At 66.9% G+C, this 11876-nt stretch carries 9 protein-coding genes; 7 read left to right on the plus strand and 2 right to left on the minus strand.

Annotation, left to right across the window (positions count from 1 at the left end; translation table 11 throughout):
• Position 1: 1 nt before the first annotated feature.
• Positions 2-1981, minus strand: a complete 1980-nt coding sequence (locus VF643_RS08025; protein WP_331042860.1) for a glycoside hydrolase family 97 protein — start codon at positions 1979-1981, stop codon at positions 2-4.
• Positions 1982-2121: 140 nt separating this feature from the next.
• Between VF643_RS08025 and VF643_RS08030 the strand changes: the two genes are divergently transcribed.
• Genes VF643_RS08030 through VF643_RS08045 form a run of 4 tightly spaced genes read left to right on the plus strand, consistent with a single transcriptional unit; the run spans position 2122 to position 6340 of the window.
• Positions 2122-3633, plus strand: coding sequence for an altronate dehydratase family protein (locus tag VF643_RS08030; protein ID WP_331042861.1), 1512 nt, complete (start codon positions 2122-2124; stop codon positions 3631-3633).
• A gap of 54 nt (positions 3634-3687) precedes the next feature.
• Positions 3688-4656: a magnesium and cobalt transport protein CorA gene (locus VF643_RS08035; RefSeq protein WP_331042862.1), complete on the plus strand. Its 969-nt coding sequence runs from the start codon at positions 3688-3690 to the stop codon at positions 4654-4656.
• Positions 4647-5897, plus strand: coding sequence for an esterase-like activity of phytase family protein (locus VF643_RS08040; protein WP_331042863.1), 1251 nt, complete (start codon positions 4647-4649; stop codon positions 5895-5897). Before VF643_RS08035 ends, VF643_RS08040 begins: the two co-directional genes overlap by 10 nt.
• Positions 5894-6340: a DUF411 domain-containing protein gene (locus tag VF643_RS08045; RefSeq protein WP_331042864.1), complete on the plus strand. Its 447-nt coding sequence runs from the start codon at positions 5894-5896 to the stop codon at positions 6338-6340. The genes VF643_RS08040 and VF643_RS08045 overlap by 4 nt, the downstream gene beginning before the upstream one ends.
• Before the next feature lie 18 nt (positions 6341-6358).
• Here VF643_RS08045 and VF643_RS08050 read toward each other — a convergent pair whose 3' ends face one another.
• A complete protein-coding gene (locus VF643_RS08050) occupies positions 6359-7795 on the minus strand; it encodes an NAD-dependent succinate-semialdehyde dehydrogenase (protein ID WP_331042865.1) in 1437 nt (478 codons plus the stop codon).
• 331 nt (positions 7796-8126) lie between these two features.
• On the opposite strand from VF643_RS08050, the gene VF643_RS08055 reads away from it, so the two are divergent.
• The 3 genes from VF643_RS08055 to VF643_RS08065 all read left to right on the plus strand — a co-directional run bounded on the left by VF643_RS08055 (position 8127) and on the right by VF643_RS08065 (position 11873).
• A complete protein-coding gene (locus VF643_RS08055) occupies positions 8127-8483 on the plus strand; it encodes an L-rhamnose mutarotase (protein ID WP_331042866.1) in 357 nt (118 codons plus the stop codon).
• A gap of 64 nt (positions 8484-8547) precedes the next feature.
• Complete coding sequence (locus VF643_RS08060) at positions 8548-10881, plus strand: glycoside hydrolase family 31 protein (protein ID WP_331042867.1); 2334 nt, start codon at positions 8548-8550, stop codon at positions 10879-10881.
• On the plus strand, positions 10878-11873 hold the full coding sequence (locus VF643_RS08065; RefSeq protein ID WP_331042868.1) for a glycoside hydrolase family 5 protein: 996 nt from the start codon (positions 10878-10880) through the stop codon (positions 11871-11873). Before VF643_RS08060 ends, VF643_RS08065 begins: the two co-directional genes overlap by 4 nt.
• The last annotated feature ends 3 nt before the right edge of the window (positions 11874-11876 follow it).

Raw genomic sequence — 11876 nt, forward strand, 5'->3', positions numbered from 1 at the left:
CTTACTTGCCGCCTGCGGGGGAGAGTTTGACCACCGCGCCGCCGCTTGGGGCCAATGTCAGGGTGAGCGCATCGGTGGCCGCCAATCCCTCGCGCGTTGTCCGGATGGTCTCGACAGGCGTGCTGCCATCCTGCCGGATCGTCGCGGCGAACCTGCCCCTGCCCAGAAACGTCAGCGGCACCGCGATGGTCCGTCCCGCTTCGTTGGTCATCGCGCCGACATACCAGTCGCGCCCCTTGCGCCGCGCCAGCACGATCGACTGGCCGATCTCACCGGCGATGAACCGCGTCTCGTCCCAGGTCGTGGGCACGTCGCTGATGAACGCCAGCGCATCGGTGCCCGCATACACATCCGGACTGTCCGCCACGGCCTGCAACGGACTGTCATAGACGACGTACATCGCCAGCGCCTGTCCCCGCGTGGTCTGCACCTGCGGCTGTACCCCGCGCCGTTCGAACGTCTGCGGCGTCCTGTTGCGCAATCCGCCGGGGGTATAATCCATCGGCCCGAGAACCATGCGGGTATAGGGCAAGGTGACATTGTGGGTCGCGGTAATGCGACTGGACCATTTGTTGTATTCGGCGCCCAGCACGCCTTCCTGCGTCAGATAATGCGGGTAGGTGCGGATCAGGCCGGTGGGGCGATACGCACCGTGCAGATCGATCAGCAGCCTCCGCTCACCCGCCTTTGTCAGCAGGCGGTGATAGAAATCGACCATCTGCTGGTCGTCGCGGTCCATGAAGTCGATCTTCAGCCCTTTGACGCCCAAGGCCTGCACATGGGCGAGGGTCGCGTCGAGATCGCGGTCGATCAGCGACCAATGCGCCCACAGCATCACGCCGACGCCCCGCTGCGCCGCATAGGCGACGAGCTTCTTCACGTCGATGTCGGCATTCTGGCGCAGCATGTCCGCATCGGGGTTCGGATTGCCGCCGCCGCCCGCGCGCCAGTACCAGCCCTCGTCGATCAGCATGTACGCCAGCTTGGAGGAGGCGGCGAAGTCGATGTAGCGGCGGATCGTCGCGTCATCGACCGCGGCCTTGGCAGGCGGCGGCAGATAGGGACCGGACCACCAATCCCAGGCGAATTTGCCGGGCTTGATCCATGACGTATCAGCAAGCGCGGTGGGTGGATTGAGGGTCGCGATCAGATCGGACTCGATCAGGTCGCCGGCCCGGTCGGCGGTCATCACCACGCGCCAGGGCGTGTCGATCCCGCCCGACCCCATCGAACGGATCACCGCCACGCCGCGCTGGTCACGCCGGGGAGACAGCGACGTCTCCACGCCCAGCCCGCCCTCGCCGCGCCCGGCGAGATACATGCCGGCATAATCGCGCAGATCGGCTTCGGCGATCACGAAGCTGGTCTTGCCCGAGGGAGTGGTGCAGCTGAGCGGCGTATCGTAGAGCGTGTGGGCCAGGATCTGCGAGGCGTGGACAGGCCGGAACTCGCCTTCATGCGCCGTGTCGTAACGGCCGATGTTCAGCCCCCAGCAGGCGTAATCGGCTGGAAAGCGGAATTGCGTCCGCTCGAAGCGGATGCGCAGCGTACCGATCGCCGGCTGTTCGGGAAAATGGTAACGAAAGGCGATGCCGCCATCATAAGCACGCACGATCAATTCCAGCCGCCGCCCCTCACCCGCAGCTTCGCGCATCGTGACGCGCATCTCGTTGTAATGATCGCGCGCGGTCGCCGATTTGCCCGCGACCGGCGCGTAGCTGCTGTCATGGGCAACCGCCGGCGCCGCCGCGTCGATCTTCATGGCCGACAATTGCGGCGCACCGTCGAATTCGAAGCCCAGCGCGGACGGCGCAATCACGATTTCGCCGTGGCGCTCGATGGCGTACATCGGCATGCCCCCGGCATCGCCCGTGACGATCGCCGTTGTGGTCCCGTCGGGCGACGTGACGCTGCCCGCGATGGTGTCGGCCGATGCTGGCGCTGCCCATGCGAGCAACAATCCGCTGACGAGTGTCTTCATCGGTGGCGCCTCTCCTGCCCTGTGCCGGGTCATGTCAGGGTGCTATGATGCACCGTCTGCAAGCACGCTAGGCGACGGTTTCACTGGCGGCAACGCTCATTCACATGAGATAGTCGGGGTGGCTTGGCGGAAGAGAGATCATGCGCGATTCGAACACGGCAGATGTCGCCGGACATGCGGTCCATGCCGTGGAGGCGCATGACGACGTTGCGACCGCGCTTCGTGCGCTGGCGCCGGGCGAGCAGATCGACACGCCCGCCGGGCCGATCACGCTGATCGGCGCGGTGCCGAACGGGCACAAGGTCGCGATGCGCTCGGTTGCCGCGGGTGCAGGCGTGCGCAAATATGGCTGGCCGATCGGCCGTGCCACGCGCGCGATCGCACCTGGCGAGCACGTCCATGTCCACAATGTCGAGACGATGCTCGGCGACCTGCTCGACTATCGCTACCAGCCATCGACGGTCGCGACCGCTGCGGCGGCGGTCAGCAGCCGGACGTTTCGGGGCTATCGGCGTGCTGACGGGCGGGTGGGTACGCGCAACGAGATCTGGATATTGTGCACCGTCGGCTGCGTGGCGAATACCGCGCGCCGGATTGCCGAACAGGCCAATGCGCGCTTCGTGGGCCGGGTCGAAGGCGTCTTCGCCTTTCCGCACCCGTTCGGCTGTTCGCAGCTGGGCGGCGACCTCGATCAGACACGTCGGCTGCTCGCATCGCTCGCATCGCACCCCAATGCAGGCGGGGTGCTGGTGGTCGGCCTGGGGTGCGAGAACAATCAGCTCGAGGCGATGCTGAGCGAGATAGACGTCGCCGATCCCGCACGGCTGATGTCCTTTGCGGCGCAGATGGTCGAAGATGAATTGGCCGACGGACTGGCTGCGGTCGAGGCATTGGTGCGTCTGGCCGAGACCGACCAGCGCAGCGACTGCCCCTTGAGCGACCTGGTATTGGGCCTGAAATGTGGCGGTTCGGATGGTTTTTCGGGGATCACCGCCAACCCGCTTGTCGGGCGCATGGCGGATGCGTTGGCCGACGCAGGCGGTACCCCGGTCCTGACCGAGATCCCCGAGATATTCGGTGCCGAACAGGTGCTGATGGACCGCGCCGCCGATGCGTCGGTCTTCGCCGGGATCGGCACGCTGGTGGACGATTTCAAGCGCTATTTTCTGGATCACGGCCAGCAGGTCCATGAGAATCCCTCGCCCGGCAACATCGCTGGCGGGATCACGACGCTGGAGGAAAAGTCGCTGGGCGCGGTGCAGAAGGCGGGTCGTGCGCCGGTCGTGGACGTCTTACGCTACGGCGAGCGGGTGCGCACCCACGGGCTGACGCTGCTGGAGGCGCCGGGCAACGATGCGGTCTCCTCCACGGCACTGGCGGCGGCGGGGGCGACGGTCATCCTCTTCACCACCGGCCGGGGCACGCCGATGGGCTTCCCTGCGCCGACGATCAAGATTGCGTCGAACAGCACCTTGGCCGCGCGAAAACCCGGCTGGATCGACTTCGACGCGGGCGCGGTGCTGAGCGAAGGCGATGCGGTGGCCGACAGGCTGCTCGATCTGGTCGTCGCCACCGCGTCCGGGCAATCGACGTGTTCGGAACGCAACGGCGAACGCGAGATCGCCATCTGGAAGCGCGGCGTCACGCTGTAGGCGCCTTGCTTCTTTTGCTTGGCCTGCCGGTTCGCGCAGCTTATCGAGATCTGCATGACGGTCGTTGCCGCTTATCTCTATCGCCACGGCAAGCGCGTTCGCGCGGTTTCGATCGACGAGAAAGTCGATTGCCCGGCCGACAAGTCGGAATTCGTCTGGATCGGCATCTGCGATCCCACGGATGACGAGATGCAGACGCTCCAGGAGCAATATGGCCTGCATCCGCTCGCGATCGAGGATGCGGTCAACGCCAGGCAATTGCCCAAGGTCGATGTGTACGGCGACCAGCTGTTCGTGGTCGCACGCACCGCGCATCTGGATGGCGACACGATCGACTATGGCGAAACCGCGATCTTCGTGGGCCACAGCCACATCATCAGCGTCCGGCACGGATCGGCACGCTCGCACAAGGCGCTGCGCGACCAATTGGAGGCGGCCCCCACGCTGCTGGTGCACGGCGTCGACTATGTCCTTCACGCCATCCTCGACTATATCGTCGATGGGTATCTGCCGATAGTCGAGGCGATCGAGGACAGCGTGCTGACCATGGAACAGCGCACGCTCGACGCGTTCCTGGGCCGCGACGATATAACGCGGATCTTCACGCTGCGCCGCCATGTGACCAAGTTCCAGCGCGTGCTCGGGCCGATGGCGGAGGTTTCGGGCAAGCTGGTCCGTCTCGACCTGCCCTGCATCGACGTGGATTCCAAACCGTATTTCAGCGACGTGCTGGATCACGTCCGTCGCGTCCAGACGATGGTCGACGGGCTGCTCCAGGTGCTGACGTCGGTGTTCGAATTCAGCAACCTGCTGGAACAACAGCGCACCGGCGCGATCACGCGCCAGCTGGCCGCCTGGGCCGCGATCCTGGCCGTGCCCACCGCGATCGCAGGCATTTACGGCATGAATTTCGAACATATGCCCGAGTTGAAGACCCGCTACGGCTATTTCGTCGTGCTCGCGGTCATCGCGGCGGTATGTACCGCGCTCTACATCCGCTTCAAACGGGTGAAATGGCTTTGATCCTCGATGTGAGCGTCACCCCGCTCGCCTTCGAGGACGAGGTGTTGGGTGTGATCGAGCTGCCTAAAAGCCGGCTGTTCGTCACGCGGGGATTGGGATCGGGGCTGACGCGCCGTTCGGGCGACCCGGCGGGAACGATCTGGGCGGTGGGCGACCGCGGCCCCAATCTCAAGGTGCCGCTCGCCATCGCGCGTTACGGCATGGCCGAACTCGGCCACCTGGCCGACATCGACGGTGCCAAGGTCATGCCGATGCTCGACGTCGGCCCGGCGATCTCGGAGTTGCGGGTCGAGGGGGATCGGGTGATCTGCGTGCGGACCATCGCGCTGCGCGACGGCGACGGCATGCCGCTTTCGGGACTGCCGATCCCGGGTGGGGTCAGCGAACCCGCGTTCGACCTGGAAGGCCGGCAACTGCCTGCGAACGCCGGCGGCGCGGATACCGAGGGGATGGCGGCGGTATCCGACGGCACCTTCTGGGTCGCCGACGAATACGGCCCTTCGCTCTTCCACGTCGCCGCCGATGGCGTGGTGCTGGCGCGCTGGGTGCCGGAGGGCTGTGCTGGATGGTTCGACGGCGCGCGCTACCCGATCGTGGAGGCGCTGCCCGCGATCGCCGCGCGGCGGCAGATCAATCGCGGGTTCGAGGCGCTCGCGCTGTCGACGGATGAGGGATCGCTCTACCTGGCGTTCCAAAGCCCCCTCGCGCATCCCGACGAGTCCACGCATCGCCACGCCCGTCACATTCGGATCTGGCGACTGGATCTCGCCAGCCGGTCGCTGGCAGCGCAATATCTCTACCCGCTCGATTCCCCCGACACGTTCGCCCGCGATGCCGCGGTGGAACCGATGCACTGGCGCGACCTCAAGGTCAGCGAATTGGTGATGCTTGGCGACGGCCGGCTGCTGGTGCTCGAACGCGGATCGGCGACGACGAAATTGTATCTCGTCGAACCCGGAGCCGGCAACCTCGTCGATCGCGCGCATCTGGACGTGGCTACGATGCCCACCCTGGAGCAATTGAGCGCGCAGGATCGCCTCGACCCGACCATATTGCTCGCCAAGACGCTGTTCCTCTCGACCGACGATCATCCGGGCGTCGGCGCCGACCTGGAGGGGCTGGCACAAATCGCACCCGGCGTATTCGTCATCGTCAATGACAATGACTTTGGTATCGAGGGTGTGGCCACGCGATTCTGGCGGATCGACGTGCCGGGGTTGGACAAGGATATAGTGGAATGAACGGCATACGCACCTATGTCGCCGCGCTGGCATTGGCGCTTCCCGCCGCCGCCATCGCCGCCGGGCCGATCGTCGTGCACCGCGACCCCGGCTGCGGGTGTTGCGAGGCCTGGTCGCGGCAGGTGAAGGCGCAGTTCGGCCGCGCGGTTCGCATCGTCGACGACGCGAACCGCGGCGCCTTCCAGCAGACCCGCGCGGTGCCGAAGGATCTTGGCTCCTGTCACACCGCGATCATCGACGGCATGACCTTCGAAGGCCATGTGCCGATCGCCGACATCAAGCGCGCGCTGGCGACCCGGCCGAAGGGCATCAGCGGGCTGGCGGTGCCCGGCATGCCGATGGGATCGCCGGGCATGGAGATGCCGGGGATGAAAAGCGACGCCTATGACGTGATCGCCTTCGGACCCGGCGGCCGCCGGGTGTTCGCACACCACCAGGGGTGATGCGGCCCACGAGATCGGTCAGACCATGTGGACCGACTTGGTCACCAGATGCGCCGCGACACCCTCCGGGCCATCCTCCGAACCGTGGCCGCTGTCCTTCACGCCGCCGAACGGGCTGTCGGGCGCGCTGAGGCGGACCGAGTTGATGCCGATCATCCCGGCCTCGATCGCGTCGCCGAGCATGTTCTGGCGGCGGCCGTTCTCCGTGAAGCAATAGGCGGCCAGGCCAAACGGCAGGCGATTGGCCTCGGCGATCGCGTCGTCGACGCTCGCGAAGGAATGAAGCAGCGCAACCGGGCCGAATGGCTCCTCGTTCATCGCACGCGCGGTCAGCGGCACGTCGGCTAGCACGGTGGGCGTGAAGAAGAAGCCGCCTTCGCTCCCGCGTGTGCCCCCCGCCAGCACGCGGGCGCCGGCGCCCCGCGCATCCTCGACCAGCGCCTCCATCGCCTCGGGGCGGCGCGGGTTCGCCATCGGCCCCATCTGGCTGTCCGCTGCCATGCCGTCGCCCATCTTGACCGCCTTCGTACGCTCGGCGAACCCGGCGGCGAAACGATCGTAGATGCCCTCCTGCACATGAAAGCGCGTCGGTGCGATGCACACCTGGCCTGCATTGCGGAACTTGTGCGCGACGAGCAGGTCCAGCGTCTTTTCCAGATCGCAATCGTCGAACACCAGCACCGGGCCGTGACCGCCCAATTCCATCGTCGTCTTCATCATCGTGTCGGCGGCCAGCTTCATCAGATGCTTGCCGACGGGGACCGATCCCGTAAAACTCAACTTGCGGGTGACCGGCGAGGCGAGCAGCCGGCGCGAAACCATGTCGGGCACGCCGAAGACGCATTGCGCAACGTCGCCCGGCAGCCCGGCATCCTGGAAGCAGCGCATCACCTCGACCGCGGAACCCGCGGTCTCCTCGCTCGGCTTGATGATGATCGAACAGCCTGCCGCCAGCGCCGGCGCGATCTTGCGGACGACGTTCATGATGGGGAAGTTCCACGCGCAGAACGCGGCGACGGGGCCTACCGGCTGGTGGAGCACCAGGCTGCGCGTGCCCATGGGGCGCTGTAGCACGCGGCCGTAGATGCGCTGCGCCTCGCCGGCATGGAAATCGAGCAGCGCCGCCGCGAAGGCGACCTCCCCCTTGGCCTCCGCCTGGATCTTGCCCTGTTCGAGAGTCGCGATGGCCGCGATCCGATCGGCCCTCTCGCGCAGCAGCCGGGCGGTCTTCTGGAGCACCGCCGCGCGTGCCTCGGGTGCAGTCCCGCGCCACAGGACGAACCCGCGCTGCGCGGCGTCCAGCGCGGCGTCGAGATCGGCCGCGGTCGCCAGCGGCAGAGCGGCCTGACCCGCGCCGGTCGCCGGGTTGCGCACATCCTGGGTATCGCGTCCGCCCCCGCTCAGCCATTCGCCGGCGATGTAGAGGCCGAGGGTCGCGTCATAGGTGGTCGTCATCACTGATCCTTCGGCCGAGAACGCCGGCTCAACGCGCGAGCAGCGGCAGCACCTGCGCCATAGCGACGAGTCCGGCATATTTCACCTGGAGATCGAACCGGTTCGCCTCGCGCGGCGCCCGAGCGCTGCCGCGTGGACGCGACCCGAGGTGGTTAGCTCGCCGACCAACATCTTTTCGGCGGGAAGCGGGGATCGACCCCGCGCGACCCGGCTCCGCGCCTTGCTTTCACCGACCCTCGCGGGCGCCTGCGCCTTGTCGCCGTGCCATGAAGGCTGGCCTCCGACCGGCGTCGCGCGGTAGCGTCTGAGAAATCCAATGGAGTCTGCCGAGATGAGCCACCGCCGCTGCTTCGCGCTCGACCTGGTCGACGATGCCGACCTGATCGAGGAATATGAGGCGTTGCACGCGCCACGCGCCGTCTGGCCCGAAATCATCGCCGACATTCGTGCGAGCGGCTTTGGCGATATGGAGATCTGGCGGACGGGCGATCGCTGCTTCATGATCGCCGAGGTCGCTGACGATTTCCCGAGACCCCGCAGTGCCGAGGCGCAGGCGGCTGTCGATCGCTGGGAACACAGGATGTGGCGCTATCAGCAAGCCTTGCCTCACGCCGCGCCGGGGGAGAAATGGGTGGAGATGCGTCGCATCTTTGCGCTGGCCGAGCAGGATGCTCCTCCTTCCTCGTGACTGAAACCCACGAACGGGAAGCGATGGGCTGGACATGCTAGCGCTGGCATGGAAGGATTGCGGTATGATCCACCGCCTCCTCTATCGCGCCCTGACCGCCACTGCGGCTCTCGGTATCCCATCGCTCGCTTATGCCGAACCGCTCGCCACCGTGGATCGTCACGGCAGCATCGTCGCGGTCGAACCCTATGCCCCCAACATCGTGCGCGTGACGATCGCGCTCGATCGCGCGCAGGCGGACGCGCCGGCAGGCTATGGGGTGAGCGGCAAGCCGGATGACGCCGGCTGGACGCATCGCACCGATGCTTCGGGCGACGTGTTCGCATCCGCCGCGCTGACGCTGACGGTCGATGCCAAGCCGTGGCCGAAAGCGCCGAGCCAGATGGAGCGCTATTTCGCGCCGTCGCTGCCCGGCGTCAGCCTCAGCGTCCGCACCCCCGATGGCCGGACGCTGGCGGAAATGACGGGGTGGGAGATGGCGCCGCAGACCGTCAACGGCGAGAAGACGTTTCGCGTCGGCGCGAGCTTCGCCTCGCCCGCGGACGAGCATTATTACGGCCTGGGCCAGAACCAGGAGGGCAAGCTGGACCTGCGCGGGCGCACGATCGACTGCCGCCACAATTACGACGCGCCCGCCGGCGAGACGGTGTGCGTGCCGTTCCTGGTCACCAACAAGGGGTACGGCATCGTCTGGGACAATCCGTCCGCGACGATCGTGTCCCCCGGACTGCACGGATCGACCCGCTGGCAGAGCCAGGTCGGCGAGCGCGTGTCCTTTTTCGTCATCGCCGGCGCGACGACCGACGATATCTATGCGGGCTATGCCAGACTGACCGGCGCCACCCCGCTGCCGCCCAAGGCCGCGTTCGGGCTGATCCAGTCGAAGGCGCGCTACGAGAGCCAGGCCGAACTCATGGGCATCGCCGACGGGTATCGCACGCGCGGCTACCCGCTCGACATCATGGTGCTCGACTGGTTCTACTGGACACGGATGGGCCAGATCGACATCGACCGGACCTATTTCCCCGATCCCAAAGGCATGAACGACGCGCTGCACGCGCGCGGGCTGCATTCGATCATCAGCGTCTGGCCGCGGTTCGAGCGTGAGTCGCGCTATTTCGATCACCTGGAATCGAAGGGCTGGCTGCTGAAGGACAAGGAGGGCGCGGTCGTCGACGGCCTGGCGATCCGATCCGATCGCGCGGGCGCGCTGCTCGATTCGACGAACGCGGACGCGCGCGGCTGGTTCTGGGACAAGATCCGCGACAACATCCTGAGTCAGGGCTTCGATTACACCTGGCTGGACGAAACCGAGCCGGACCTGGTTCCCGACGGTTATTTCTATTCGATCGGTTCGGGCGATCGTTTCCACAATCTCTACCCGCTGGTGCATCCGATGAGCGTGGCGGAAGGGGCGGCGCGGGACCGACCGACGGTGCGCAACCTGATCCTCGCGCGCGCGGCCTATCTTGGCGCACAGCGCAACGGCTCGCTGTTCTGGTCGTCGGACGTCCAGGCCACGTGGGAAGCGCTGCGGCGTCAGGTGCCGACGGGGCTGAACTTCACCGCGTCGGGGCTGGCCTATTGGAGCAGCGACACCGGCGGCTGGCAATGGCCGAATGGCCCGAAGGCGGAGCGCCCGGTGCTGCTCGATCCCGCGGGCGCGACCGCCATGGCCCCCGCCTATCGCGACTATCCCGAACTGTTCGCGCGCTGGTTCGCCTACAACAGCTTCACGCCGACATTGCGCATCCACGGCCAGCGTCCGGGCACCGCGATCTGGGAATATGGCAAGGCTGCCGAACCCGTACTCGCGGGCTTCCTGAAGCTGCGCTACGCACTGATTCCCTACACCTATGCGCTGGCCCACCGGACATACGAGAACGGCGCCCCGTTCATGCGCGCGCTGTTCATGGACTTCCCGAACGACCCCAAGGTCTCGGACCTGGGCGATCAATATATGTACGGCCCCGCCTTCCTGGTCGCGCCGGTGACCGAGCAGGGAGTGACGAGCCGCTCGGTCTATCTGCCGGCGGGCAGCGACTGGTACGATTACTGGACCGAGCAGCGCTACACCGGCGGCCAGACGATCGTCGCGGCGGCCCCGATCGACCGCATACCGCTGTTCGTGCGTGCCGGGTCGATCGTGCCGATGGGCGCGCCGGTGCCAAACACCGCAACCAAGCAGTTGCTGGAGAGCGTTCGCGTCTATCCTGGGCGCGATGCGCAGTTCACGCTCTATGACGACGACGGGGTAACCAACGCCTATCGCAACGGCGGCGGCACGCGCGCGACGTTGCGCTGGGACGATGCCGCCGGACGGCTAACCGCGTCGGGCAAGTTGCCGACGGGCCAGGCGCTTGCGCCGCTGATCCGCGTCATCGGCAGGGCGCAATGAGGCGGACGGCGCGCGCGCTGGTCCTGCTCGCGCTGCTCGGCGCATCGGCTCCCACGCCGATCATACGGCGCGCCGCGCCGCAGACCGCGCCGGCCGCCAGCATCGTCGCGCGGCATGGGCACCTCCACGTCCGCGGCAACCGGGTGGTGGATGCGCACGGCAATCCGGTGACGCTGCGCGGCAATTCGCTCTTCTGGAGCCAGTGGCAGCCCGCCTTCTACAACCGTGATGCGATCGCGTGGCTCAAGCGCGATTGGCACGCGGCCGCGATCCGCGCCGCGATCGCCGCCGCGAGTGGCGGCTATATCAAAGACCCCGCGGCAGAGACGCGACGCGCGGAACAGGTCATCGACGCGGCGGTCGCCGAGGGCGTGTACGTGCTGGTCGATTGGCACGCGCACGATCCGATGCCCGAAGAGGCGATCCGCTTCTTCACGCACATCGCCAGCCGCTATCGCGGCGTGCCCAACATCATCTACGAAACGTGGAACGAGCCGCTGCCAAAATACGGCTGGGCGGATGTCATCAAACCCTATCATGCCCGCGTGATCGCCGCGATTCGCCGCGAAGATCCGGGTGCCTTCGTCGTGGCGGGCACGCGCAGCTGGTCGCAGGACGTGGACGAAGCCGCCGCCGATCCGCTGCCGCTATCCGACGTCGCCTACACGCTCCATTATTACGCGGCGACCCACGGAGCAGGACTGCGCGCGAAGGCCGACGCGGCAATGCGCCGGGGTGCGGCGCTGTTCGTCACCGAATACGGCACCACCGCGGCGGACGGCGATGCGCCGATCGACGCAGCGGAGACCCGGCGGTGGTGGGATTGGTGCGATGCGAACGGCATCAGCCAGATGAACTGGTCGATCGCCGACAAGGACGAGGCGTCGGCGGCGCTGCGGCCCGGCGCCTCGCCACGCGGCGGCTGGTCACCGTCGGCGCTCACGACCTCCGGCGCGCTGGTCCGCACCCATATGCGAACCTTTCCCGAATAAGGA

It is taken from the genome of Sphingomonas sp. (genome assembly GCF_036387595.1).
Classification (GTDB): Bacteria; Pseudomonadota; Alphaproteobacteria; order Sphingomonadales; family Sphingomonadaceae; genus Sphingomonas.

Excerpts from the sequence above, each read along its gene's own strand:
- VF643_RS08040 (WP_331042863.1), top strand. The coding sequence starts at position 4,647 with ATGGCTTTGATCCTCGATGTGAGCGTCACCCCGCTCGCCTTCGAGGAC.
- VF643_RS08055 (WP_331042866.1), top strand. The coding sequence starts at position 8,127 with ATGAGCCACCGCCGCTGCTTCGCGCTCGACCTGGTCGACGATGCCGAC.
- VF643_RS08065 (WP_331042868.1), top strand. The coding sequence starts at position 10,878 with ATGAGGCGGACGGCGCGCGCGCTGGTCCTGCTCGCGCTGCTCGGCGCA.
- VF643_RS08030 (WP_331042861.1), top strand. The coding sequence starts at position 2,122 with ATGCGCGATTCGAACACGGCAGATGTCGCCGGACATGCGGTCCATGCC.
- VF643_RS08045 (WP_331042864.1), top strand. The coding sequence starts at position 5,894 with ATGAACGGCATACGCACCTATGTCGCCGCGCTGGCATTGGCGCTTCCC.
- VF643_RS08050 (WP_331042865.1), bottom strand. The coding sequence starts at position 7,795 with ATGACGACCACCTATGACGCGACCCTCGGCCTCTACATCGCCGGCGAA.
- VF643_RS08025 (WP_331042860.1), bottom strand. The coding sequence starts at position 1,981 with ATGAAGACACTCGTCAGCGGATTGTTGCTCGCATGGGCAGCGCCAGCA.
- VF643_RS08035 (WP_331042862.1), top strand. The coding sequence starts at position 3,688 with ATGACGGTCGTTGCCGCTTATCTCTATCGCCACGGCAAGCGCGTTCGC.
- VF643_RS08060 (WP_331042867.1), top strand. The coding sequence starts at position 8,548 with ATGATCCACCGCCTCCTCTATCGCGCCCTGACCGCCACTGCGGCTCTC.